21 protein-coding genes and 1 pseudogene are annotated in these 24,077 nt (G+C 72.0%); 9 read left to right on the top strand and 13 right to left on the bottom strand.

The window, feature by feature from the left end:
* The first annotated feature begins 2 nt into the window (after positions 1-2).
* Genes dhaL through FXF65_RS37935 form a run of 4 tightly spaced genes read left to right on the top strand, consistent with a single transcriptional unit; the run spans position 3 to position 4,056 of the window.
* Positions 3-671 (top strand): dihydroxyacetone kinase subunit DhaL, encoded by a 669-nt coding sequence (gene dhaL / locus FXF65_RS37920; protein ID WP_148355038.1) that lies wholly within the window; start codon positions 3-5, stop codon positions 669-671.
* Positions 668-1,597, top strand: coding sequence for a beta-keto acid cleavage family enzyme (locus tag FXF65_RS37925; protein WP_148355040.1), 930 nt, complete (start codon positions 668-670; stop codon positions 1,595-1,597). The genes dhaL and FXF65_RS37925 overlap by 4 nt, the downstream gene beginning before the upstream one ends.
* A complete protein-coding gene (locus FXF65_RS37930; RefSeq protein WP_148355042.1) occupies positions 1,587-3,314 on the top strand; it encodes an IlvD/Edd family dehydratase in 1,728 nt (575 codons plus the stop codon). The genes FXF65_RS37925 and FXF65_RS37930 overlap by 11 nt, the downstream gene beginning before the upstream one ends.
* Positions 3,301-4,056: an SDR family oxidoreductase gene (locus FXF65_RS37935; RefSeq protein ID WP_187412742.1), complete on the top strand. Its 756-nt coding sequence runs from the start codon at positions 3,301-3,303 to the stop codon at positions 4,054-4,056. Before FXF65_RS37930 ends, FXF65_RS37935 begins: the two co-directional genes overlap by 14 nt.
* Positions 4,057-4,064: 8 nt before the next feature.
* Here FXF65_RS37935 and FXF65_RS37940 read toward each other — a convergent pair whose 3' ends face one another.
* The 4 genes from FXF65_RS37940 to FXF65_RS37955 form a co-directional block, all read right to left on the bottom strand.
* Positions 4,065-4,850 (bottom strand): IclR family transcriptional regulator, encoded by a 786-nt coding sequence (locus tag FXF65_RS37940; RefSeq protein ID WP_148355044.1) that lies wholly within the window; start codon positions 4,848-4,850, stop codon positions 4,065-4,067.
* Between the two features lie 58 nt (positions 4,851-4,908).
* On the bottom strand, positions 4,909-6,249 hold the full coding sequence (locus FXF65_RS37945) for a cytochrome P450 family protein (protein WP_148355046.1): 1,341 nt from the start codon (positions 6,247-6,249) through the stop codon (positions 4,909-4,911).
* A gap of 535 nt (positions 6,250-6,784) precedes the next feature.
* A complete protein-coding gene (locus FXF65_RS37950) occupies positions 6,785-7,459 on the bottom strand; it encodes a response regulator (RefSeq protein ID WP_148355047.1) in 675 nt (224 codons plus the stop codon).
* Entirely contained in the window at positions 7,456-8,592 is a 1,137-nt protein-coding gene (locus FXF65_RS37955; RefSeq protein WP_148355049.1) for a sensor histidine kinase, read from the bottom strand. Before FXF65_RS37955 ends, FXF65_RS37950 begins: the two co-directional genes overlap by 4 nt.
* Before the next feature lie 143 nt (positions 8,593-8,735).
* On the opposite strand from FXF65_RS37955, the gene FXF65_RS37960 reads away from it, so the two are divergent.
* Together FXF65_RS37960 and FXF65_RS37965 are read left to right on the top strand one after the other, a co-directional pair.
* Complete coding sequence (locus FXF65_RS37960; RefSeq protein WP_148355051.1) at positions 8,736-9,848, top strand: serine hydrolase domain-containing protein; 1,113 nt, start codon at positions 8,736-8,738, stop codon at positions 9,846-9,848.
* Complete coding sequence (locus FXF65_RS37965; protein WP_246199361.1) at positions 9,848-11,455, top strand: alpha/beta hydrolase; 1,608 nt, start codon at positions 9,848-9,850, stop codon at positions 11,453-11,455. Before FXF65_RS37960 ends, FXF65_RS37965 begins: the two co-directional genes overlap by 1 nt.
* 22 nt (positions 11,456-11,477) lie before the next feature.
* On the opposite strand, the gene FXF65_RS37970 is transcribed toward FXF65_RS37965, so the two are convergent.
* Positions 11,478-12,275 (bottom strand): IS5 family transposase, encoded by a 798-nt coding sequence (locus FXF65_RS37970; RefSeq protein ID WP_425458765.1) that lies wholly within the window; start codon positions 12,273-12,275, stop codon positions 11,478-11,480.
* Here FXF65_RS37970 and FXF65_RS37975 point away from each other — a divergent pair.
* Positions 12,270-12,521, top strand: coding sequence for an SEL1-like repeat protein (locus FXF65_RS37975; RefSeq protein WP_148355052.1), 252 nt, complete (start codon positions 12,270-12,272; stop codon positions 12,519-12,521). The genes FXF65_RS37970 and FXF65_RS37975 overlap by 6 nt on opposite strands.
* On the opposite strand, the pseudogene FXF65_RS37980 reads toward FXF65_RS37975, so the two are convergent.
* The 6 genes and pseudogenes from FXF65_RS37980 to FXF65_RS38010 form a co-directional block, all read right to left on the bottom strand.
* Positions 12,518-13,030, bottom strand: a pseudogene (locus FXF65_RS37980) (IS5 family transposase); the annotation flags it as partial. The gene FXF65_RS37975 and the pseudogene FXF65_RS37980 sit on opposite strands and share 4 nt — an antisense overlap.
* A 153-nt stretch (positions 13,031-13,183) precedes the next feature.
* Positions 13,184-13,816, bottom strand: coding sequence for a class I SAM-dependent methyltransferase (locus tag FXF65_RS37985; protein WP_148355054.1), 633 nt, complete (start codon positions 13,814-13,816; stop codon positions 13,184-13,186).
* Positions 13,813-14,283 (bottom strand): hypothetical protein, encoded by a 471-nt coding sequence (locus FXF65_RS37990; RefSeq protein ID WP_148355056.1) that lies wholly within the window; start codon positions 14,281-14,283, stop codon positions 13,813-13,815. Before FXF65_RS37990 ends, FXF65_RS37985 begins: the two co-directional genes overlap by 4 nt.
* A 150-nt stretch (positions 14,284-14,433) precedes the next feature.
* Complete coding sequence (locus FXF65_RS37995; RefSeq protein ID WP_222868955.1) at positions 14,434-16,110, bottom strand: High-affinity nickel-transporter; 1,677 nt, start codon at positions 16,108-16,110, stop codon at positions 14,434-14,436.
* Positions 16,107-17,393 carry a tetratricopeptide repeat protein gene (locus tag FXF65_RS38005; RefSeq protein WP_148355060.1) on the bottom strand — a complete coding sequence of 429 codons (1,287 nt, stop codon included), beginning with the start codon at positions 17,391-17,393 and terminating at the stop codon, positions 16,107-16,109. Before FXF65_RS38005 ends, FXF65_RS37995 begins: the two co-directional genes overlap by 4 nt.
* 118 nt (positions 17,394-17,511) lie before the next feature.
* On the bottom strand, positions 17,512-18,921 hold the full coding sequence (locus FXF65_RS38010) for a DUF4331 domain-containing protein (protein WP_246199362.1): 1,410 nt from the start codon (positions 18,919-18,921) through the stop codon (positions 17,512-17,514).
* Positions 18,922-19,712: 791 nt separating this feature from the next.
* Between FXF65_RS38010 and FXF65_RS38015 the strand changes: the two genes are divergently transcribed.
* Entirely contained in the window at positions 19,713-20,084 is a 372-nt protein-coding gene (locus tag FXF65_RS38015) for an STAS domain-containing protein (RefSeq protein ID WP_246199373.1), read from the top strand.
* 868 nt (positions 20,085-20,952) lie between these two features.
* Here the strand turns inward: FXF65_RS38015 and FXF65_RS38020 are convergent.
* Both FXF65_RS38020 and sigK read right to left on the bottom strand, forming a co-directional pair.
* Positions 20,953-21,672, bottom strand: coding sequence for an anti-sigma factor (locus FXF65_RS38020; protein ID WP_148355063.1), 720 nt, complete (start codon positions 21,670-21,672; stop codon positions 20,953-20,955).
* Positions 21,669-22,247 (bottom strand): ECF RNA polymerase sigma factor SigK, encoded by a 579-nt coding sequence (gene sigK / locus FXF65_RS38025; protein ID WP_148355065.1) that lies wholly within the window; start codon positions 22,245-22,247, stop codon positions 21,669-21,671. Before sigK ends, FXF65_RS38020 begins: the two co-directional genes overlap by 4 nt.
* Positions 22,248-22,348: 101 nt before the next feature.
* Between sigK and FXF65_RS38030 the strand changes: the two genes are divergently transcribed.
* Complete coding sequence (locus FXF65_RS38030) at positions 22,349-24,064, top strand: molybdopterin-dependent oxidoreductase (protein ID WP_342787797.1); 1,716 nt, start codon at positions 22,349-22,351, stop codon at positions 24,062-24,064.
* Positions 24,065-24,077 lie beyond the last annotated feature (13 nt).

Raw genomic sequence — 24,077 nt, forward strand, 5'->3', positions numbered from 1 at the left:
CGATGACCGCCGACAACCCCTCCCAAAAGCCTGCCGAAAGGACGCTCCTGACCGGCGCGGACGCACGCGCCTGGCTCCTGGCGTACGCCGACCGGGTCCTGCGCGACGCCGACGAGCTGACCGACCTCGACCGCAGAGCGGGCGACGGAGACTTCGGCTGGAACGTCGCCACCGCACTCGGCAAGGCGAGGACGGCACTACTCGACCTTGACCGCACCGCCGGTCCACCCGACGTTTTCGCCACCGTCTCCGACGCCCACCTCGGGGCGGGGGGAACGAGCGGCCCGCTGTTCGGGCTCTGGTTCGGACGGCTGGCGAAGGGCCCGCGCGAACCGTGGACCGGCCGCGAGCTCGCGCGCGCATTCCGGGACGCGGTGGACGCCGTCAGTCGCCTGGGCGGCGCCGACGTCGGCCAGAAAACGATGGTCGACGCGATGGTCCCCGCGGTGGAAGCCCTGGAGGCCGAACAGCCGGAACCGGAGTGGCGCGCCGCGGTCGCCCGAGCAGCCCGCGCCGCCGCCGAGGGCGCCGAGTCGACCCGGAGCATGCTCGCCCGCCGCGGCAGGGCCAGCTACGTCGGCGAGCACGCCCGCGGGGTCGTCGACCCGGGAGCGCTGGCCGTCGCCTGGTTCTTCGAGTCCGCCGCGAACGTCGAGCGGACGGCGGCGTGACCGCCCCGGCCGCCGGTCACACCGGCAAGGTGATCGTCACCGTCGCACCCACCGGCGGGTTCCTCACCCGGGTCGAGCATCGGTACGTCCCGACGCAACCGGACGAGATCGCCGCCGACGTCGCACGGTGCGCCGACGCGGGCGCGAGCGTCGCGGCGCTGCACGCGCGGCGCCCAGACGGACGGGCCACCTGCTCTGCCGCGATCTACCGTGACATCAACGCGCGGGTCCGCGCCGCGTGCGACGTGGTGGTCAACAACTCGACCGGCGGCGGGATCGACGGCGACCTGCTGCGGGTGCGCCCGGACGGCTCCAGGGTGATCGACTGGGACGCCCGGATGGCGGGCGTGGACGGCGGCGCCGACACCTGCACGCTGGACGCGATCACCGCCTACATCAGCGGGCCCGGCGGTCGGGAGGTCCTCATGGACACGCCGATGGAGCGCGCCATCGAGCTCGCGGCGGCGATGTTCAAGCGCGGAATCAAGCCCGAATGGGAGGCGTTCAACCCGTCCCATCTGGTGCGGGAGGTCGCCCGGCTGACCGCTCTCGGGTTCGACACCGAGCCCTACCAGGTAAACCTGGTGCTCGGCCTGGACGGCGCGTTCCAGAACGCCCTGCCCTACACGCCGTCCAACCTGCAGCACATGGCGGACGCGCTCCCGGGCGGCTCGGTGTTCACCGTGACCGTCAACGGCGAACAGCAGTTCAGGGGCCTCGCGCACGCGCTCGCGCTCGGCGGGCACATCCGGGTCGGCATCGAGGACAATCCCTGCCTCGCCCCTGGGGAGCCCGCCGAGAACGTCCGGCTCGTGGAGCGCGCGGTCGCGCTCGTCCAGAGCGTCGGCCTCGAACCCGCCACCCCCGCCGAGGCCCGCGAGATCCTCGGCCTGCCCACGCGAAAGGACCCTTCACATGCCGCATGACAAGGATCGTGCGACATTGCGCTCGCGGGAATGGTTCGGCGGGTCGGACATCAACGGCTTCATCCACCGCTCGTGGATGAAGAACCAGGGCGTCCCGGACCGGATGTTCGACGGCCGTCCCGTCATCGGGATCTGCAACACCTTCTCCGACCTCACCCCGTGCAACGCCCATTTCCGGGAACTCGCCGACCATGTGAAGAACGGCGTGCTCGAAGCGGGCGGGTTCCCCGTCGAGTTCCCGGCGATGTCCCTCGGCGAGACGATCATCCGGCCGACGAGCATGCTCTACCGCAACCTGGTCTCGATGGAGGTGGAGGAGTCCATCCGCGCCAACCCCCTGGACGGCGTCGTGCTGCTGTGCGGCTGCGACAAGACCACACCGTCGCTGCTCATGGGCGCCGCGAGCTGCGACCTGCCGACGATCGTGGTGTCCGGCGGCCCGATGCTGAACGGCCGCTGGCAGGGCAGGGCGGTCGGGAGCGGCACGTCCCTGTTCGAGATGAGCGAGGAGGTGCGAGCGGGCCGGATCGGCGAATGCGAGTTCCGCGCCGCCGAGGCCGCGATGGCCCGCTCGGCCGGGCACTGCAACACGATGGGGACGGCGTCCACGATGGCGTGCATGGCCGAGGCGCTCGGCCTCACCCTGCCCGGCAACGCCGCGATCCCGGCGGTCGACGCGCGGCGCCGGCTGCTCGCCCGCGAGTCGGGGCACCGGGCGGTCGCGCTGGTCGGCGCGGACGTCCGGATGTCGCGGATCGTCACCCGCGCGTCCTTCGACAACGCCATCAAGGTCAACGCGGCGATCGGCGGGTCGACGAACGCGGTCCTGCACCTGCTCGCGCTCGCCGGACGGCTGGAAATCGACCTGGGCCTGGACGACTTCGACCGCGTCGCCAGGAACGTGCCGCTCCTCGTCGACCTGATGCCCGCCGGAAAGTTCCTGATGGAGGACTTCCACGCCGCGGGCGGCCTGCCCGTCGTGGTGAAGGAACTCGGCGACCTGCTCGACGGGGACGCCCCGACCGTGAACGGCCGGACTCTCCGCGAGAACACGGCCGACGCCGTCGCCTGGGACCGCGAGGTCATCCGGACGGTCGACGAGCCCCTGCTGCCCGACGCCCGCATCGCCGTGCTGCGCGGGAACCTCGCGCCGTCGGGGGCCCTCGTCAAACCCGCGGCCGCCTCGCCGCACCTGCTCCGCCACACCGGTCCCGCGCTCGTCTTCGACGGCATGGACGACTTCCGCGCCCGCGTCGACGACCCCGCCCTGCCGGTGGACGCGGACACCGTCCTGATCCTGCGCCACGCCGGGCCGCGCGGCTTCCCCGGAATGCCCGAGGTCGGCAACCTGCCGCTGCCGCGGAAGCTGCTGGAGGCGGGCGTCCGCGACATGGTCCGGATCTCCGACGCCCGGATGAGCGGGACGGCGTTCGGCACGGTCGTCCTGCACGTCGCGCCCGAGGCCGCGGCGGGCGGTCCGCTGGCGGCCGTGCGCGACGGCGACCTCGTCGCCCTCGACGTCGCCGCCGGAACGCTGAACCTGCTGGTGGACGCGGAGGTGATCGAACGGCGGCTCACCGCGGCGACGCCGCCGAACCCGCCGACGACCGGCTACGCGAGCCTGTACGTCGAGCACGTCCTGCAGGCCGACCGGGGCGCTGACTTCGACTTCCTGGTCGGACGGCGCGGAGCGGCGGTGCACGGTGACAACCACTGACCCGCCGCCCTCGGTGGCCGTGGTGACCGGCGCGGGAAGCGGACTCGGCCGGGCCATCGCGCACGCGCTCCTCGACGCCGGTCACGTGGTCGTCCTCGCCGGACGGACGCGGGCGGCCCTGGAGGAGACGGCGGCGGGCCGTCCGCGCGCCTACGTCGTTCAGGCCGACGTGACCTCCCCGCCGTCGGTCCGCGCGCTGTTCGCCGCCGCACGTGACCTGCACGGACGGGTCGATGTCCTGGTCAACAACGCGGGCGTGTTCGGACCGCACGGTGCCGTCGACGAAGTGAGCGACCAGGCGTGGGGTGAGGTGCTCGCCGCCAACGTGACCGGCTCGTTCCTTTGCGCGCGCGAGGCGGTGCGCGTCATGAAGGACCAGCGGCCGCCCGGCGGCCGGATCATCAACAACGGGTCGCTGTCGGCGCACGTGCCGCGCCCGCGCAGCGTCGCCTACACCGTCAGCAAGCACGCGATCAGCGGGCTCACCGCCGCGCTGAACCTCGACCTGCGCGACCACGGCATCGCCTGCACCCAACTCGACGTCGGCAACGCCGCGACGGCGATGACCGCCGGGATCGGCGTGCAGGCCCTCCAGCCCGACGGCACGCGGCGCGCCGAACCGACCATCGACCCCGTACACGTCGCGCGGTCCGTCACGCACGTCGTGTCGCTGCCGCTGGAGGTGAACGTCCCGTCCCTCACGGTGATGGCGCGGGCGATGCCCTACGCGGGCCGCGGCTGAGGCGCCGGTCAGCGCCGCCGCAGGACCGGCCGGACGATCGAGCGCGCCTGCTCCAGGTCACGCGAGATCGTCAGGGCGGTCGTCCGCACAGCGACGTCCATCCGGGCCGTGTCGATCCGGCCCAAGACCCCGGACATCGACACCGCGGCCAGCACCTCGCCGTCCGGGCCGACGATGGGGGCGGCGATGCCGACGATGCCGTTCAGCGCCTCCTGCCGGTCGAACCCCACGCCGCGCCGCCAGACGCGCCGCAACTCGTCCCGCAGCGCGCCGCTCTCCACGATCGTGTGCTGCGTGAACCGCTGCAGGATGTCCGGGATCACCACCTTCTCCTCCGGCATGAACGCCAGCATCGCCTTGCCCGAAGCGCTGGCGTGCGCGGGCCAGCGTCCGCCCGAGTGCTGCGGCAGCCGCGGTCCCTCCGCGCCGCGGAAGACCTCCAAGTGCACGACGTCGAACCCGTCGAGCAGGGCCAGCCCTACGTTCTGCCTGGTCGCCTCATGCAGCGTCAGCAGGTGCGTCCTCGAGACCTCGCGCAGGTCGCGCTGCTGCGGCAGCGTCTCGCCGAGCTCGAAGAAGAGCAGGCCCGGACGGTAGTCCTGCCCGTCCCGCTCCAGCAGTCCGACACGGACCAGCTCGCCCACCATCCGGTACACCGTCGTCTTCGGCAGGCCGGTCCGCTGCGTCAGCGCGGCGGCGCTCAGCGCCCCGCGGCTGCGCGCGAACTGCTTGAGGATCTCGGCCGCGCGGCCGACCGCGGTGATCTCCCCGGTGTCCCGATGAGCGGGGCTCATGCCGGGATTCTGCTCACGGAAGGCATGAATGTCCAGGTCGAATCCGGGTCTGCCGCTGTCATCGCATGCGTCGCGCCACCTGTTGAACCCACAATGCATCCCTCCAACTCGGCCTGCGATGTGAGCTTGCGCGGCATACCACGTCCACGAGAAGCAGCAATTCCCACTGAACAGGAATCGACCGCCATCGAGATCCTCGGCGCGCCACCGAACGCCGACACCGGTGCGTAGCCGCATGCTGACGCCTGGTGGACAGGGTGAGGCTGGTACGCACCTCAGGATCTCGCGCCCAAGACGATGGGAGACTACAAGCTGACGCTGGAGACGATCCTGCTCCCGAAATTCCAGGACGATCGCCCTCGGCGAGATCGACGCCGACCGCGTCCGGAAATGGGAGCGGAAGCTGGCCGGGGACGGCTACAAGCCCGACTCCATACGCACCTAGCGGGAGGTCTTGAGCGTCGTCATGAGCGACGCTGCCGATCCGACGGAGAAGAAGATCGACTTCAACCCGGTGCCCCGTCCTCGGGGGCGAGGCAGCCGAACGGGCAAGGCGCGGCACCGCGCACCGGAGAAGCCCATGGTGGATCCGCTCGGCGCGCTGCTGATCGCTGAACGCTGCGCGGTGCTGGCAGGCCAGCACGACGAGTTCGTCCTCGTCGTGTCCAAGGCGTGTGCTGGCGATCGCACGCGTCAGGAGCTGTGCGAGGCGCCGACGACCCGGTGGCTGGCCGCGCTCGACGCCCGACTGGATCTGTCGGACGGGTCGCCGGTCGCCGTTCTGGACCGTCCCGGCGACCTTCACGGCCCGGGTCGTCGTGCGGAGTTCGTACTGCACCGGGCCGTCGTACCGGAGGGTTTCATTTACCCAGGCTCCGATCCGGCCGGAGAAGGCGATCTCCCGCTGCAGCGGGTTGCGCCACGCCCAGTACCAGGCGGCGGCCAGGAGGCGTGTGATGGTCTCGTACCCGGCGGCGATCAGCAGCACCAGGTACGGGATGATCTCCGCGTCAGTGAGGGGCTGCCCACCGACCTGGGATGCGACCAGCACGCTGGTCAGGTCTTCCTGGGGGCGGCGGCGCCGGTCAGCGATCAGGTCGAGGAGGTACTCCATCAACCTCGCCAGCGCTTCGGTCCCCTCCGCGGGAACGTCGCGGGAGCCCGGCGGCCGGTCCGCGGCCAGGAGCACCAGGTCGCGTACGGTCTCGCGGTCGGCGGGCGGGATGCCCAACACCTCGGACACCACGTCCATCGGCACTTTCGCGGCCAGGTCGGTGACGAAGTCGAAGGTGCCGCGCTCCAGCGCGGAGTCCAGGTATGATCGGGCGATTCGCGCGATCACCGGTTCCATCGAGGCGATCTGGGCCGGACCGAAGGTCGGCGCGGCTAGCGTCCTCATCGACCACCTCATGGCCATCGGCGATGTCTCCGAGCGGCGGCTTCGCCGCGCTGTGGCCTCGCTGGTGTCCTATCTGCTGGGATGGGAACGTCGCGCCACTCGGGCCTTGCCCGCACTCCTACCCCACAGCACCGCCCGCGGGTTCCCCGCACTCGACCCGATCACCCGGTACTCACACAACGTAAGCTGGCCACACCCACCGACAGAACCACCCGCCCCACCAACCCCACCCCACGACAACACCGCCGACCCCAGGCCCTCTCACCGAGCATGATCACAAACCAACCGAACGAAAACTCCACCTCTCGCCGATAACGTCGCAGGTCAGAAAGTGTCGGCCCCGCGCACGCGGGGATGGTTCCGGCACCCAGATGCCCCACAAGGGCCGTTTCTTGTCGGCCCCGCGCACGCGGGGATGGTTCGGCGAGGCGCCACGGCGGTGACCGCACTCGCAGCCCTTACCAGCCGCCCGCGTCCGGCCATGACCGTGGCGACGGCCTCACCCACTACATTGCCGCCTCCCCTCCGGTCTCGATTAGGGTGCCGGGCCGTCGTCGTGGTCCAAGAGGCCCGCCCGGTGGGCGAGCAGCGCGGCCTGGACGCGGTTGGTGACGCCGAGGCGGGCGAAGATCCGGTTCGCGCGGCTCTTGACGGCCGGGGCGGACAGGCCGAGTTCCGCGCCGATCTCGGCGTTCGATCGGCCCCGTGCGATCAGCAGCAGGACGTCGGTCTCGCGGGCGGTGAGCAGTTCCAGCGGGTCGTCCTCGACGGGTGGCGGGGACGCGACGTAGCTGCGGACCAGCCGGTCGGTGATCGACGGCGCGAGCGTGGTCTCGCCCTGGACGGCCGCGCGGACGGCGCCCGCGAGGTGGTCGGGTGAGGTGTTCTTGAGCAGGAATCCGCTCGCGCCCGCGCGCAGCGCCGCGTGTACGTACTCGTCCAGGTCGAAGGTGGTCAGCACGATCACGCGCGGCGGCGGTCCGGGGTGCGGCCAGTCGCGCAGCAGGCGGCCGGTGGCCTCGACGCCGGACAGGCGCGGCATCCGCACGTCCATGACGACGACGTCCGGGCGGTGCGTGAAGGCGGCGGCGACGGCCTGCTCGCCGTCGCCGGCGAACGCGACCACGCGCAGGTCGTCGTGGCGGTCGACGACCATACGCAGGCCGCTGCGGACCATCTCCTGGTCATCGGCGATCAGCACTCGGATCACGGCGTCCCCGCGGTGGGCAGGATGGCCCGGACGCGCCAGCCGCCCTGGTGCGGGCCCGCCTCCAGTATCCCGCCGTACAGCGCCGCACGCTCCCTCATCCCGATGAGCCCGAGCCCTGAGCCGTGTGCGGAGTCGGGCTCGGGCCGGTGGCCGGGGGCCTGGGGGCCGTTGGTGACGGTGACGGTGAGCGGGGATTCGGTCATCGTGATCTCCACGTCGGTGGGTCCCGCGTGCTTGACGACGTTGGTGAGCGCCTCCTGGAGAATCCGGTAGACCGAGGTCTCCGTCGCAGGGCCGAGCCCGGTCGGCAGGCTCGGCGGTCCGGCGACCCGGCAACCGGACGCCTTCACGACCTTGATCAGCTGGTCCAGGTCGGCGAGCGAGGCGGCGGGCTCGGTCCGCTCCGCGCCGTCCGCGAGCAGGCCGATCATGCGCCGCATCTCGGCGAGGGCCTGGTCGGCGGTGGCCGCGATCAGCCGGGCGTGCTCGCCGGGCGGGCCGGTGCGGGCGGCGATCGCGATCGCGCTGACCTGGCTCGCGACAATGTCGTGCAGGTCACCGGCGATGCGGGCGCGCTCGACGCGTACCGCCTGCCGCGCGTTGCGCTCCCGCTCGGCGCGCAGACGGGCCGCCAACTCGCGCAGCCTCGCGGCGTCCTCCTGGGCGCGCCGCCGCCCGTCCCCGGCCAGCCAGACGCAGAGCGGGATGCCGGCCAGGAACAGTGTGAGGACCACGCCTTCCACGGCGTCCCGGTCGCGCCCGAACGTCCGGGCGAGTTCAGGGACGGCCAGGACGGCCGCGGCGACCCCGGCGGCGGCCCGGCCGCACCGCGGGACCGCCCAGCGGGAGACCGAGTGCAGCGAGATCAGCACGAAGACCGTCGCGATCTGGACCGACGTGCGGTGCCCGACGGTCGGCAGCCACACGCAGTAACCGGCGGCGACCCCGCAGAACGACGCCCACGGCCTCGTGCGCCGCCACGCCAGCGGGGCGGCGGGCAGGCACATGGCCACGCCGACCGGCAGCGCCCCCCAGCCGACCGGGACCGATCCGGACGCCAGCCAGCCCACGATCTGCCAGGCCGAGCAGGCCACGGCCAGCGCGGCGTCGGTCCGAAAAGGGTGGCTCGTCATCGTTGGTGGTCTATCACGGGACGGACGGGCGGGCGCGACCAAAGTCGCGCGCTGGTTGGTCCTCGCGCTCGACGCCCTGGGCGAGGGCGCGTCCCTAACGTCGGCAAGGTCCGATCTCGCATGGATGACCACAGGGAGGCGTCTTGCGCACACCTCTGATCGAACGGCGGCGGTTCCTCGCCGGCACGGCGGCCCTGCCGATACTCGCGGTGTCCGCCGCCCCGGCACGGGCCACTGACGGCGCCGCGACACGGGCGGTCGACGATGAGCAGGGAGCCCGGCGTGTTCTGACGGGCCTGATCGCACGCGATGGCCTGCCCGGCGCTCAAGCCGTCATCACCCGTCCCGGAGGACGGACCACGCAGGTCGTCGCCGGAGCCGGGGACCTGCGCACCGGGCGGCCGTACCCGCATGACGCGCGGCTCCGGATCGCCAGCAACACCAAGACGTTCACCGCGACCACCGTCCTGCAACTGGTCGCCGAGGGACGCCTCGCCCTGGACGAGCCGATCTCCCGCCACCTTCCGCGGGTGCCGGGAAAGGCGACGGTCCGGCAGGTCCTGCGGCACCAGAGCGGCTTCCACGACTTCACCGAAGACGTCAACGAGCACGCGCGCGGCCACTACCGCGCCCGTGACCTCGCCCGGGACGCCCTGCGCCGTCCGTCCCGGTTCGAGCCGGGGGAACGCTGGGAGTACTGCAACACCAACTACGTCCTCGCCGGACTGCTCATCGAGGCCGTGACCGGCCGTCCGGCCGAAGCCGAGATCACCCGGCGGGTCATCCGCCCGCTCGGGCTGCGGCACACCTTCTGGCCGCGCTACCCGGAGCAGGGCCTGCGCGGCCCGCACGCCCACGCGTACATGCCGCCCGGCCACACCGAGGTCAACTGGATCAACACCTCGGTCGTCGGGACCGCCGGAGCGCTCGTCTCCACCGGCCGCGAGCTGAACACGTTCTTCCGCGCCCTGCTCGGCGGGCGCCTTCTGCCGCCCGCGATGCTCGCCGAGATGCGCCGTACCGTTCCCGCCGACATCGCCGAAGGCGCACGATACGGCCTCGGCCTCGCCGGCTTCCCCCTGCCCGGAGGCGGAGTTTTCTGGGGCCACGGCGGGACGATCGAGGGCACCCGCACACGGGGCGGCGTCACCGGCACGGGCCTGGCCGTCACCGTCGCGGTCAACGAGATCGCCGCCGATCCGCGTGGATCACAGCACCTCCTGGACGCGGCGGCCACCATCTTGAGGAGCCACTGATGCACAACGCCCACCACGAGATGGCCCGCAACGCGACTCCCAGCGCCGCACGTGCCACCGCCGGCAAGGCGACGCGCGGCCCCGCCCGCTCCACCGCCCGCAGCGCCGCGCTGACCGCCGCGCTCGTCTCGGCGCTCGCCTTGGGCGCCCTCGCCGCCGCGCCCGCGCCCGGTCCGTCCGCCGGTGCCGCCGCCCCGGCGGCGCTGGCACGCTTCACCCATCAGCCCGTCCGCTGGGCGGCCTGCCCGGACCAGGATCTCGCCAAGGCGGGCCTGAGCTGCGCCGACATCTCCGTCCCGCTCGACTACCGGCACCCCCGCGGCCGGACGATCAAGGTGGCCGTCTCGCGGCTCGCGGCCACCCGCCCGGACCGGCTCGGCGTGCTACTGCACGGCACCGGCGGCGGTCCCGGCGGACGCGGGCTCAACGGCCCGCTGCTCACCTCCGCTGCGATGGGCCCCGCGCTCGCCGGACGCTTTGACCTGATCGGCATGGACCCGCGCGGCGTCGGCCGCAGCACGCGCATCAACTGCGGCCTGACCGGCGAATGGTTCAGGTCGGCCGGGCTCGACCGCGCGGGCTTCGACGAATCGGTCACCTACGAGAAACAGCAGGTCGAGCGCTGCCAGCGGAAGTACCCCGACCTGCTGCCGTACTTCACCACCCGGAACACCGCCCGCGACATGGATTTGATCAGAACGCTCCTGAAGACCCCGAAGATCTCCTACATCGGCATCTCCTACGGCACCTACCTGGGTGCGGTGTACACGCAGATGTTCCCCGGCAGGGCCGACCGCGTCGTGCTCGACAGCGCGCTCGACCCCGCCCGGACCCCCGCGCAGGCCTTTCCCGCCCTCGGCGCGGCCAATGAGCGGTACCTCGATGACTGGGCCCGCTGGACGGCCGGCCGCAACGCCGAGTACGGCCTCGGCCGCACCGGACACGAGGTCCGCGCCACCGTGCAGCGGATCATCGCGCGGGCGGCCCGGCGGCCACTCCAGATCGGAAAGTACCAGGCGGACGAGCACATCATCCCCTCACTCCTGGCCGGGATCCTCGCCGATGACCGCTACTTCGCCGAGCAGGCCGGAATCGTGCGCGAGCTGCACCGGGCCGCGCGGGGCGAACGGTTCGAGCCGTCCGAGCTGCTGCGCGAGTACCTCAGCCCGCCCGACGGGGAGCTCGACAACGCGCTGTCGATGAACATCGCCATCTTCTGCGGCGACGCGTCCGCGCCCCGTGACCTCGGCTGGTACTGGCGGAACGTCCAGCACAGCCGGGCGACGCAGCCGGTCTACGGTCCGCTCGCCAACACCGTGTTCCCCTGCGCCTTCTGGCCGAGAAAGCCTCTGGAGGCCCCGACCAGGGTCGGCAACGGCCACCCAGCGATGATCGTCCAGTCGACCGGCGACACCCGGACCGTGTACGAGGGAGCCATGGCCCTGCACCGCGCATTGCCCGCCTCCCGCATGGTCACGCTCCGGAACGTCCGGCGCCACGGCCTCTACGGGCTGTACCCGAACCGCTGCGTCACTGACGCCGTCAACGCCTACCTGGCGTCCGGCAGGCAGCCCAACACTGACGTGACCTGCGACCGGGAACCCTGACTGGGTCAGCGAAGACGTCATCTCATTTGGCTAGCTGGCGGTGACAGATCAGGGTGGCGGCGATGCCGACGAACGCCAGGAAGCGCTCGGGCGTGCGTTCGTAGCGGCGGTGTAGTCGGCGGCAGCCACTCAGCCACGACACCGTCCGTTCCACCACCCAGCGGTAGCGGCCCCGCCGGTCGGAGGACTCGATGCCGCGGCGCGCGATGCGCGGCGTGATGCCGCGGCTGCGCAGCCAGCGCCGCAGGTCGGCGTAGTCGTAGCCCTTGTCGCCGTGCAGCTTGGCCGGGCCGCGCCGGCGCGGCCCGCGCCGCGAACGGACCGGCGCGATGCCCCGCACCAGCGGCTGCAGCGCGAGCTTGTCGTGGGTGTTGGCCGCTGAGATCCCGACAGACAGCGGCAGTCCGGCACGATCGGTCAGCAGATGGATCTTCGACCCGCGTTTGCCGCGGTCGACAGGATTCGGGCCGGTCAGCTCCCCCCTTTGGCGACCCGGACGCTGACCGAGTCGATCGCGCATCGCGACCAGTCCAGCTCGCCGCGCGCACCCAGCTCGTCCAGCACGAGCCGGTGCAGCCTGGCCCACACCCGCGCGGCACTCCACGGTGAAACGCCGGTGCGCGGTAGGACCCGACGGCCCGAACACCGGCGGCAACTGCTGCCACGTACAACCAGTGGTCGCCACAAAGATGATCGCCGCCAGCACCTCACGACCCCCGTACCGGCGCCGACCACCGCCCAGCACGCCCGCACTCCCGACGAGCTCACCGCCCTGGGACGGCAGGCAGAGATCAGAGGCCGCTACCGCCACGCCGTGCACTGCTACCAGCGGGCCAGTGCCGCCGGGGACGCTGACGCGCTGTTCTTACTGGCCGAGCACCGAAACGGGGCCGGTGACCGCGAGAGCGCTGCGCAGCTCTACCGACAGGCCGTCGACGCCGGACACACCCACGCGCTGCAGGGCCTGGCCCGACTGCGGGAGGCAACCGACGACATCGCAAGCGCCGAGCGGCTCCGCCGCTTCGGCCTGACCGCCGCCGGAGACGTCGAGGAACCCTGGACCTAGGGCGTGTTTCGGAGTAAGTGGAGCCATTCGTTGATGGCGGTGATTTCAAGGATGGCCTGGTAGCGGACGCAGAGCTTGTCGTATCGGGTGGCTACGGCCCGGTGGCGCTTGAGGCGGTTGATGCCGCACTCCACGGTGTGGCGGCTGCGGTAGTCGACCGGGTCGAAGGCGGGTGGACGACCACCGCGGCTTCCCCGCCGGGACCGGTGCCCGGCCTGGTCAGCCGGAACCGGGATCGTGCTCGCGATACCGCGACGACGCAGGTGGGCCCGGATCGCCCGGGACGAGTACGCCTTGTCGGCCCGCACCCGATCCGGGCGGGTCCGGGGACGCCCCGGCCCGGCGCGGGCGACACCGACGCCGGCCATCACGGCTGGGAACTGCGGGGCGTCCCCGCGCTGCCCGGCGGTCACCACCAGCGATAACGGCATCTGGCCTTGCGCACAGGCCAGATGCACCTTGGTTGACAACCCGCCGCGCGAGCATCCCATCGCATGATCGGCCGACTCGGTGGGCCTGTCGCTGCGTGCTCGCTGATCTGGTCAATGGCTCCTCTTCCGCTCCCGTCTTCCGCTCGACGACGAGGGGCTGCACCTCCGCTGCCGGACCGGCGCCGCGTCGAGCACGTCCGGTGTCCACACCAGGCAGCAGAGGTGGTGGGCTCATGAGAGCGAAGGTGGACGGCCAAGGGAGACGAACCATCGGCCGGCCTCCTCCCACCGCTCGGTGACGGCCGCCGAGCACGAGGCGGCCAGCGCGTCGGCGCCGTCGGCGGACACGTGCGCCCAGGCAAACCACTCGCCGACCGCGTGGCCCGACCGCAGCCGCAGCGGCTCGGTCCGCGACCCCGATCCAGGCGGGTCCACCTCCACCAGCACCCGCCCGCCCTGCGTCCGCAGCGCCAGGACGCGGCGCAGCAGCGCGGCGGGGTCGCCGCCGATGCCGATGTTGCCGTCGGCCAGCAGCACCGTCCGCCACCGCCCGGCACCCGGCACCCGCCCGAACACATCTCGGCACAGGGCCGGCGCGCCCGCCGCGATCGTCAGCGCTACCGCGCGCGGTGCCACGTCGATGCCCAGCACCGGAAGGCCGCGGCGGACCAGCGCTGCCGTCAGGCGTCCCGGGCCCGACCCGACGTCCAGCGTCGCGCCCCGGCAGCGGTCCAGGACCCCGGCGTCGCCGGGGCGCAGGGCCAGCCAGTCCTGCACCGGCAGCGGCCGTCGGCGGCCGTCGGCGTGCTCGATCTCCACCGGCGCGGTGCCGCGCAACGCCTCCTCGTACAGTTCGCCGATCATGCCGAGACGTTCCCTTTGGCGCTCCTGCTCCCGAGGACGCAGACTGCTGCAGTGAATCGACCGCGGGGCACCTGCTCGGCGACGGCCTCGGCGGCGTGTGGGGTGTCCATGTCGCCCGGCACCGGCATCACCGCGGCGGTGAGGCGGTCGGGGTGCAGGCGGGCGGGCTGACGTGGTCCAGTGTTGGGACACGACACCGGCTCGTCCAGCAGCGGCCGCGCGTCAGGGCGAGGCAGCACCAGTTCTCGCCCGTCGTCGGCGGCGGTGAGCCGGTCGAGCTCGGCGACCAGAAGCGGCGGCTCGACAGGGTCCGGCGAGGCGTCGGCATTCATGGCGCACCCCACCGACGCGGTCCGCGGCCGGCAGCCCGGCGCGGCAGGCGGCGCCGGGGCCGCGGGGAACACCACGTCGGCGCCGTAGTCGGTGGCAATGCGCGCGGACCCGTCGGTGGAGGCGTTGCCGACCACTCGGGGAGGTAGGCCCGCGAGGATCCGTGACAGCGCTGCGGCAAAGCTTCGGCCTCGTTGGGGCACGGGAGAATCACGTCGATCACCAGCCCTGACGTTACTATTTGTGATGAACTGGACTCTGACGGTGGTTTGTGTGTTGTTGGGGCATCAGACCGAACCGTTGAGGCCGCGCAGCGTGAGCCCGAGGCCGACCACAATGACCAGAGCGGCGGTGGCCACCGGGGTGAGCCGGCCCAGGCGGTCGGCCTTGCGGGCGAGGGTGGTTCCGTCCAGCATCCCTTGGAGGCGGACGAGTGCGACGCCGGCCGCGGTGAGGGTGGCGGCCATGCCGAGGCCGTAGGCCAGGACGAGGCAGGCTCCGAAGATCGTCCGGCCGAGTGCGATCGCGCCGAGCAGGACCACCAGCGCGGACGGGCTTGGTACCAGGCCACCGGATAGGCCCAGTCCGATGAGTCCGGCCTTGCCGAGCCGCCCGCCCCCTCCCCCTCCCCCGTGCCCGTGGCCGTGCCCGTGCCCGTGGCCGTGGCCGTGGCCGTGCCCGTGCTCGTGGCCGGGGTGGGGTCGCCGGGCTGTGCGGAGGAGGCCGATGCCGATGGCGGTGACCAGCAAGCCGCCGGCGACGCCGAGGTAGGCCAGCAGGGATTCGCCAGCCAGGGACGCCGAGGCCGAAAGCAGCAGCCCGAGGATCAGGACGCCGCCGGTGTGGGTGAGAGTGATGGTGGCGCCGACGATGAGGGCGTCGCGGGTGCGGCCCCGACGTCCGGCGATGTAGGCGGCCATGACGGTCTTGCCGTGGCCGGGGAGCGCTGCGTGCCCGGCGCCGAGGACGACCGCGAGCAGGACGGCGAGCAGCGCGACGCCCAGGGAGAGGTGCCGGGCGCCGACCAGGGAGTTGAAGCGGGCGGTGAGGTCTCCGAGAGCGTTGGTGAAGGGCCCGGCGGTAGGCGGTCCGGGCAGCCGCGCGATGGTCGAGCCGTTGCCGGGCCGGACCTTTAGGGTCGCCGAACGGATGTCCAAGGGTGAGGTGAGCAGGTCGCCGGGGTAGTGGCGCAGTTGGTCGCTGACGCTGCGCGCGGGGACGGGCGACTGGTCGATGCGCACGCCTTCGGCGGCGGCAGTGATCTCGTGCCAGCCGATGCGGTCGTCGCGAAAGGTGTCGGCGAAGTGGATCCAAGTGGCCTTGGTCAGCACGACCGGGGCTGAGAGCCTGCAGGTCAGGCGGCTGGTCGGCAGTCCGGTCGAGCCGGGGGCCCGAGTGTAGGAGGAGGCTGTGGTCCGCCAGGCGACCGGCTCACCTTCCACGGTGAGCCGCGCGGCTTGGGTGAGGGCCGCGCATTGCTGCCGGGCGTAGCGGCTTGCCTCGGGGATGCTGATCGTCGCGTCCTGGTCGGTGTCGACCGCGTCACGTTCCTGCAGTGTGGGGATTTCGGCGGAGTCGACGATCGCGGTGTCGGTGACATGGTCGGCCGTCAGCCGCAGCCCGTCGTAGTGGTTGACGGTGAAGTTGCCCAGCGGATGGGTGGTGCCGACGGCGCTCTTGTGGACACCGCCTGTGTGGACACCGCCTGTGTGGACACCGCCTGTGTGGACACCGCCTGTGTGGACACCGCCTGTGTGGATGCCGCCTGTGTGGATGCCGCCGGCGTGGGCGGGCACGGCCGGTCCCCAGCAGATCACCGCGACGAGCCCGGCGAGCAAGGCCGGGACGGCTGACAGGAAGCCGCCTGCTCGCCCCGTGGCGAGGCGGCCGTGGTCAGCCCGTCGCCGGGCGGGCCGGCGGGGTCGGATCGGCCACCGCTGCGGGGCGGGGTCGGTTCGGGTCATGAGGCTCTTCCGATCGCGGGGATCCTCGGGTCGAGGCGGGGGTTGATGCGGTGGGCGGTCTCGCGGTCGCGGCGGGCGGCGGCGCCCTGGCCGAGCGCGGCGTGAATGTCAGCGCGGTGCCGGTAGAACAGCGCGTTGCGCCAACCCAGCCGAGTCGCCTGCCGCGCGTATCGCAGGGCCTGACGGTCGTGGCCGTTCAAGTGCAGGGCCCAGGCGAGGGCGTCGGCGACGATGACGCTGTGGCGGTGTGCCCATTCGGCGCGGGCATGCCGCAACGCGCCGACAGCGTCGCCGGTGTCGGCGGCGTATTCGGCCGCGCCCAGGTCGTCCACGACACCGTTGTCGGCCATCAGTTTGCGCTCTGATGCCAGCAGCCGCCGCTGGGCGGCGGCCTCGCGGGTGCGTCCGGCGGCGCCCAGCAGCTCGATGTACTCGGCGACGTACTGCGGCTGCGGAACGCGGCTCACCACCTCGCCGTAGCCGCTGATGGCCGCAGTGAGGTCGCCGCGCAGCGCGGCCGTCTTGGCGATGCCCTGCAGTGCCGGGACGTAGGCGGGGTCGGCGGTGCGGGCGGCCTGGTACTGGCGGGCGGCTTCGTCGAGACCGCCTGAGTGCAGCGCCAGTTCGCCCAGGTAGTAGCGGCAGTAGGCGACGTCGGAAGGGGTGTAGGCGCTGTCCAGCGCCTGCCGCAGGACCCGGCGGGCCCCGGCCGGGTGCCCGTGCGTCTCCAGTTCGTAGGACGCGCGGGTGAACGCCGCGACTCCGGGCCCCAGCTCGTTCATCCGCGCGACGGCGGCGGTTGCGGCGGGGTAGTCGCCGAGCTGGGTGTAGGCGTCGTTGAGGGCGCCGTACAGCTGGGGGTTGGACGGGGCGATCCGCTCGGCCCGCTTCCCCCAGCGGACGGCGTCGCCGAACTGGTGGCGGGCGTTGGCCAGCGCGGCCATCGCGATCATCGCCTGGTAATTGTCGCCGCCGTCCAGCCGCAGGGAACGGCGCAGCGCGCCCTCGGCCTTGGGATAGAAGGCGGGGTCGACGGTGATCCGGGCCTGCTGCACGTAGGCGGCACCGAGCGCGGCCCACGTTGCATAGTCGCCCGGTGTGTCGCGCAGGATCCGCTGGTAGCGGGCGATGACCCCCGACGGGGCGGCCGTTGGGCGCACCGGATCGGGCTCGGTCGGCTGGGGCCCGCGGAACACCCCGACGACCACGATCGAGGCGATGGCCAGCGCCGCGGCCGCCGGCAGCAGGACGGCGGTGCGTTTCAGCGGGGGTGTGGACAGCACGCGTTTCCTTTCGGTCTGTTGTCACAGGGGTGCGGAAGACGGCGGCCGTCTCCCGCACCCCACCTGCCCGGCCTGCCTGGCTGTTCAGCCGGCCCTGTTGTTCAGCCGGCCTGGTTGTTCAGCCGGCCTGGTTGACCGCGGCGGTGTGCGGCAGTGCCACGTAGGGGAACCAGCGGCCGAACGCCGCGTCGTTGTAGTTCACCCGGTCGCCGGCCGCCAGGGCCGGGACGGGGCGCCCGGTCTGGGCGGCGCCCTCCAGGACCTGCAACTCGATGTCGACGACGTCGTCGCTCAGCCGCCGCCCGTTCGGGAATCCCTGCAGGTCACCGGCTAGCACCCCGAGCCGGTTCGCATCCCGGGTGACCGGGACGGCCATGTTCAGCCGCAGCATCTCGGCGGGCGTGAACCGCTTGCGGTGGACGTCCTTGTTGAGCAGCTGGGAGTTCAGGTCGGTGCCCAGCGGCCCGCCGGAGTTCTTGGCCAGGCCGGTCAGGAAGATCTCGAACAGATCCCGGCGCGGGGCCGGCGGTGCCTTGATCCCGTAGATCTTCTGCACCAGTTCCGGGACCTCCGGTTTGAGGACCCGCTGCACCAGCGGCTCGACCGTGTGGTCCTTGGCCGGGGCGAGCCGGTTGAAGGCGTCCTTCAGCCCGGCCGGCGAGATGACCTCGTTGACCAGCGGGTTGCCCAGCCGCGAGACTTGGTGGTAGCCGTCGGCGCTGTGGTGGCCGAGCTTGGCCGACGCGCCTCGGCGGTCGGTGGTCGACCAGATCCCGATGACCGGGTTACGGCCGGGGTCTCGCCCCAGCGCCAAGTCGGTCTTCGGCACCTGCAGCGCGAGAGTGTTGACGTTGTAGCCGCGCAGGGTGTCGTTCCCGGTCTCCTTGAGGTTCCCGCCGTAGAGCAGGTCGAAGACCCGAAGGTCGAGGAAGAACGGGTCGTCGGCCTGGCCGGCGTAGCTCCGGCCGCCGCCGGGGACCCGGGTGATCGCCTGGCTGCGCAGCCTGGCGTAGTCGGGCATGGACGCGGCCCCGGTCTGCGACGGCGCGGCAACGGCGTCGCGGATCAGCGTACGGGTGCCCTTACGGGTGATCCGCTGCAGGGTGTAGTGCTGGCGGAACAGCAGGTTGGGGTCGCTGAGCGAGGTCACCGGCCCGTTGTTGTACAGGAACGTGGCGTTGCCGCGGCGGTCCTCGTTGCGGAACGTCCACCGGTAGGTGATGTCGGGTTCGGCGTCGCCGTCGTTGTCTATTTTGATGTTGTAACGCGCTCCGGTGGCGAACGGATAGAAGTTCGGTCCGCCGGTGGGCTCCTGGAACGGGATCCAGTTGGCCACCAGCGTCACCGTGTCGGACCTGTCAGGGCTGGTGAAGGCGTACAGGTCGGTGTTGTCGGCCTGCGGGTCGCCCGCGATGAGCGGCGCCTCGCGGTGGCTGGACGCGTTGGAGGCCTCCGGCCCCAGCGCGGCGACCATTCCACTGGCCGCGAGCAGTCCCATACCGGCGACCACGGCCACCGGTCTTCTCACTCTGATCACGATGTCGCAAATTCCTTTCACTATCACCCTGAAACAGACCTCGATGCCGTTGCACGGGTGTCGTCCCCCAACATTCGAGAATCACCGCCACGCGGACGGGCATATAGCCGTAAAGAAGATTCGCTATTTGGCAAACGAATTAAAAGTAGAGCCGTGCGGCCGCACCGCGGCTTGCGCGATTGCGGCCGACCGGGGATCTCCAGGGCCGTCGAGCGGGGTACGAGCGCGGTTCGGCCGCAGTGATCAGGAGGACGTCATGAGCGCAGGAGACCGCCGATCCGACCGGCCGTGCGATCGCGGGCTCGCTGACCGGAAGCGCATCACGATCGCATCCACCCGCCCCTCGTCCGGACGGCGCCGGACCGGACGAGACCAGCGCGTACGGCTTCCCGGCCGGGCTGCGGCGCGGGTTGGCACGCGCCTGCCCGCCCGGTTTCGGCCGGCGCGGCGCGTGGCGCAGCCCACTGCGCGGGCCGTGGCTGACGTCGGTGCTCGGCACCGTGCCGCTAGTGCCGCTGCCGCCGGATGGTGTCCTACCTGCGGGCTCTGCTGAGTGAGACCGAGCGGAAGTACGGGTGGACGTTGACGCAGATGGCGGAGGTGGCGGGGATGCCGGGCCGGGGGCATGCAGTGGCTGCTGAACTTCGACGCCTGGGATGTCGGCGGCGGGGTGCGCGACGACGTCCGGGACGCTCATCTGATGCCGGGCCGAGCCGGGTACCCGTTCCCAAGCGGTTGTGGGCATAGTCTGGACGTCTTCAGACCAAGGTGCGGGGGTGCCCATGACGCCGGATATCTCGCCGTCCGGGCCGAGGCTCAGCGTGTATGTGGTGCCGGTCGGGCAGTGGCTGACGGTCGAGCTGTGCGGAGAGCTGGACAGATTCCACGTTCCGGCGTTGCTCGGCCGGGCCAGCGCGCTGATCGCCCAGGAGATCCCGCCGCGGATAGCGTTGGACCTGTCCCGAGTGGCCTTCTGCGACTCCGAGGGGCTGAACGCGTTCGTGCGGCTGTGGAAGCGCGCGGCCGCCGCCAGCGGGGAACTGGTGCTGTTGCGCCCGCCTCCGCGGCTGGCCGCGTCGTTGGATCGGACCGGTCTAGATCGTCACATCCGCGTCCGTGACACGCTCCCCGCGGCTTCCGACGGTTTGCCGTGACTGGGGAGAATCGTGGGTGTGGGCGCGCGTAGGGATGTGCGGTCGCGCGTGAACCGCGGGCTGGTGCCGGAAGGCGCGGTTGTCGCGGAATACTGCTCGCCCGCGTGCGGGTCGCAGCGGCGGCGCAAGCGAAGCGCTCCAGCGAGAAATATGCCGCCGCGGTGGACGGCCTCACGGCCTTGGGGTACAGACGAGAGTCCTAGCCCCGCAGTGACGACTCGAAGCTAGCAAGCTTCGGGCTCTTCGTCGTTACAGAGGCCAGTCTTCTGTGACCGCAGGGGCCGAAGGGGACAGACGCGCGGCAGGAGCCTTGGTCTTTGGGTCTGGTTTGTGGTGGTGGGCCGGGCGTTGTCGGCACCGGGGACTCAGGCCGCGGGTTCACTCCGCCTGATCACCTGCGGCGGCCACTTCAACACCCCGCACCCGCCGCTGTACCGACCGCACCCGTCGTCTTCGCGACCCTCCCTAGCCACAGTCTCCCTACGTCCCACGACACACCCGCGCCGTCGCCTGCACCGGGACTGCTGAGGGCATGGTGAGCGTTGTCAGAACCGCTGCTCTCCAGTCTTCCGAAGCTCCCGTTAACTGGGCACGTTCGTCGCAAGGTCGCCGTGATCGCTGTCGTCGGTACCGCCGGCGGCCAGCGCACGGCCGTTGTGGCGCCTGATCACCTGGCGGCACCTTCAACCGCTCCACCGGCCACTACCGCGACAAGATCATCGATGTCGCCTACCTCATCGCCGTCCGCCATCACTGAGGGCGACACGCCCGGCTGAGGCATGTGCGGGAGAAGGAACCAGGCAGCCCCGCGGGTCGGCCGCGGTTGGCCGTCGGGCACCCCGGCTTGCCAGCCCTTCAGGCCAGCGCTTTAGGCCAGGGGGAGGGTGAGGAAGGGGGCGCTGGACGGCTGGGGGGAGCCGCCCGCGGGTTCGATGGTCATACCGATCTGCTGGGCGTTGCCGAGCCCGGTGGCGATGATGGGCCAGGATGGCCTGTCTGCCGGCGGCCGCATGATGCCCGCCGAGCGGGGCGCGGCGGACGTGGCCAGGAACCACATTTGGTAGGTCTTGGCCGTCGGCAACCGCTTCAGCCTGGAGGAGGTGATCACCGCCTTGTCCAGCGACCGGGACGACACGATGGTGACCGTGGCGCCGTCCCGGGTCTGGGCGGTGGAGGTCTGGGCGTCGGGGGCGGTCATCACGGCGGCGATCCGCCGGTTGAGGTCTTGTGCGTGTTCGGCGTCGCCGTGGAAGTGGGCGGCCGTGATCGCGCCGACGACGGCGAGCACCAGGCATGCCGCGGCGGCGAGCCAGTTCCCTCCGCGGCCGCGGGGGGACGGCAGGCGGCGGCGCAGTGGTGGCGGCGACTGGCGGGTCCGGGCGATCTCGGTCATGACGCGTGCGCGGAGCTCGGGCGGCGGGGGGTGGGCGACGGCGAGCGCCAGCCGGGTCGTGGTCTCGCGGAGTCCGGCGGTCTCGTCGGCGCAGGCGGCGCAGCGCGGCAGGTGGTGTTCGAAGCGGCGTCGTTCGGTGTCGCCGAGCGCGTCCAACACGTAGGGGCCGGCCAGGTCGTGGGGGTCGTGGGTCATGGCTGCGCTCCCAGGCAGTCGCGCAGCCGGATGAGTCCGTCGCGCATCCGGGTCTTGACGGCGGCGAGGCCGACGCCGAGCAGTTCGGAGACCTCGCGGTAGGTGTAGCCGCCGTAGTAGGCCAGGGTGATCGATTCGCGCTGCGTCTGGGTGAGGCCGCGCATGCAGCGGCGCACCTGCTGGTGTTCCAGCCGGGTGCCGACCTCTTCGGCGACCTCGTCGTAGTCGGGCGAGGGCGCGGCGGTGCGTTCCTCGCGGTCGCGGTCGGCCTGGGTGGAGCGGACCCGGTCGACGGCGCGGCGGTGCGCCATCGTCAGCGCCCACGCGGTGGCGGCGCCCTTGCCGGGCCGGTAGTGCGACGCCTTGCGCCACAGCTCGACCAGCACCTCCTGGGCGATCTCCTCGGCCTGCGCCGGGTCGCGGACCACGCGCAACGCCAGCCCGTACACCGGCCCCGACAACCGCTGGTACACCACCTCGAAGGCGTCCTGGTCGCCCCGCGCGACCAGAACGAGAAGCGCGCCCAGGTCCGAGACACCGGACGGCGCGGCACCGCCGCTCAGCGGGTCAGTCATCTTCACACCACGTGTTCGGCGCCGAACCGGGATCGGATGGGTGAATCCTCGTCCCGGAAAGTTCGGCCCATCCGCTCACCGTAGGGCACCGAACACCCGGTGTGACAAGCGATAGAGCGACCGGGCCACCGCAGTGGGTCACCGCCGCGGTGCGCGGCCTGCTGGCCGCAGCCGCCGCCATGGGTACCGCGGAGTTGGCGGCCGGTGCGCTCGGGCGGGCGACCGCGTCCCCGATCCTCGCCATCGGCGCCGGCTTCATCGATCTCACCCCGGTCTGGCTGAAGGACTTCGCGATCCGCACCTTCGGCTCCAACGACAAGACCGTCCTGCTGATCGGGCTCGGCGCAGGGATCACCATCGCGGCGCTGGTCATCGGACTGTTGAGCACGCCCCGGCTGGTCTTCGGCCTGATCGGGCTCGCCGCCTTCGGAACCGTCGGGGGCACCGCGGCGCTGACCCGGCCGGTCGCCGAGCCGATCGACGCCCTGCCATCGGCGGTCGGCGCGCTCGCCGGCATGGCCGCCCTGGCCCTGCTGGCACGCAGCGTCCGCCCCAAGCCCCGCCCGAAGCCCCACCCGAGGCACCGCGCGTCCCCTATCCGACATCCCGAAACAACCGCTAAGGGCAAAGTCGCCCACAGCACCGCCCCCCTGGGGGGCGACCAGGCAACCGGTCCCCGGTCGGAGTGGAAGAATTGGCCGGAACACCGCTCCAAAGACGCCCCCGAGCCGGCTCCCGGGGCCGGTGCCGGCATCGATCGGCGGCGTGTGCTGCTGACCGGCGCCGGAGTGGTCGGCGTCGCTGCGGTCGGCGGCATCGGCGGGCGGGCGCTACTACGCCGCGAGAACGTCTCCAAGATCCGCACACGGCTGCGGCTGCCAGCACCGGTGAGCCAGGCCGGACCGGTTCCGGCGGGCGCCCAGGTCCGGGTCCCGGGCATGACGCCGTTTCGTACTTCCAACGCTGACTTCTACCGGGTGGACACCGCGCTCGTCCTGCCCCAGGTCGATCCTCGGGACTGGACGCTGCGGATCCACGGCATGCTCGCCCACCCCGTCGAGTTGACGTTCGACGACCTGCTGCGCCAACCGCTGATCGAACGCGACATCTCCCTCTCGTGCGTGTCGAACCAGGTCGGCGGCGTCCTGGCCGGGAACGCCCGCTGGCTCGGCGTACCGCTGGCGCCGCTGCTGCGCAGGGCCGGGGTGCGGCCGGGGGCCGACCAGATCCTGTCCCGCTCGTCCGACGGCATGACGCTCAGCACCCCGTTGGAGAGCGTGCTGGACGGCCGCGACGCGCTCCTGGCCGTGGGGATGAACGGCGAGCCGCTGCCGGTGGCGCACGGCTTCCCCGCCCGGATGGTGGTGCCCGGCCTGTACGGATACGTGTCGGCGACCAAGTGGGTCGTCGACCTCAAGGTCACCCGGTTCGCCACCGACCAGGCGTACTGGACCAAACGCGGCTATGCCGAACGCGCGCCCGTGAAGACCTTCTCGCGGATCGACGTCCCCAAGCCGTTCGCCCGCCTCACAGCCGGGCCCATCGCCGTCGCCGGCACCGCCTGGGCTCAGCACCGCGGCATCGACGCCGTCGAATGGCAGGTCGACGACGGGCCCTGGCGTCCGGCGCGGCTCGCCCCGGTCCCCGGCATCGACACCTGGCGGCAGTGGGTCGCCGAGTGGGACGCCCTGCCGGGCTCGCACACGCTCCGCGTCCGCGCCACCGACAAGACCGGAACGACCCAACCCGAGCACCGGTCGCCCCCCGTCCCGGACGGGGCCACCGGCTGGCATTCGGTGGTGGTCACCGTGACCTGACCGCGGCAGCCGC

The organism is Actinomadura syzygii (genome assembly GCF_008085905.1).
Lineage (GTDB): Bacteria > Actinomycetota > Actinomycetes > Streptosporangiales > Streptosporangiaceae > Spirillospora > Spirillospora syzygii.

What these genes read in the sequence shown, in the direction of transcription:
- FXF65_RS38020 (WP_148355063.1), bottom strand. Translation starts at nt 21,672, where the DNA reads ATGACCCACGACCCCCACGACCTGGCCGGCCCCTACGTGTTGGACGCG.
- FXF65_RS37985 (WP_148355054.1), bottom strand. Translation starts at nt 13,816, where the DNA reads ATGATCGGCGAACTGTACGAGGAGGCGTTGCGCGGCACCGCGCCGGTG.
- dhaL (WP_148355038.1), top strand. Translation starts at nt 3, where the DNA reads ATGACCGCCGACAACCCCTCCCAAAAGCCTGCCGAAAGGACGCTCCTG.
- FXF65_RS38015 (WP_246199373.1), top strand. Translation starts at nt 19,713, where the DNA reads ATGACGCCGGATATCTCGCCGTCCGGGCCGAGGCTCAGCGTGTATGTG.
- FXF65_RS37965 (WP_246199361.1), top strand. Translation starts at nt 9,848, where the DNA reads ATGCACAACGCCCACCACGAGATGGCCCGCAACGCGACTCCCAGCGCC.
- FXF65_RS37945 (WP_148355046.1), bottom strand. Translation starts at nt 6,249, where the DNA reads ATGAGGACGCTAGCCGCGCCGACCTTCGGTCCGGCCCAGATCGCCTCG.
- FXF65_RS37940 (WP_148355044.1), bottom strand. Translation starts at nt 4,850, where the DNA reads ATGAGCCCCGCTCATCGGGACACCGGGGAGATCACCGCGGTCGGCCGC.
- FXF65_RS37955 (WP_148355049.1), bottom strand. Translation starts at nt 8,592, where the DNA reads ATGACGAGCCACCCTTTTCGGACCGACGCCGCGCTGGCCGTGGCCTGC.
- sigK (WP_148355065.1), bottom strand. Translation starts at nt 22,247, where the DNA reads ATGACTGACCCGCTGAGCGGCGGTGCCGCGCCGTCCGGTGTCTCGGAC.
- FXF65_RS37930 (WP_148355042.1), top strand. Translation starts at nt 1,587, where the DNA reads ATGCCGCATGACAAGGATCGTGCGACATTGCGCTCGCGGGAATGGTTC.
- FXF65_RS37995 (WP_222868955.1), bottom strand. Translation starts at nt 16,110, where the DNA reads ATGACCCGAACCGACCCCGCCCCGCAGCGGTGGCCGATCCGACCCCGC.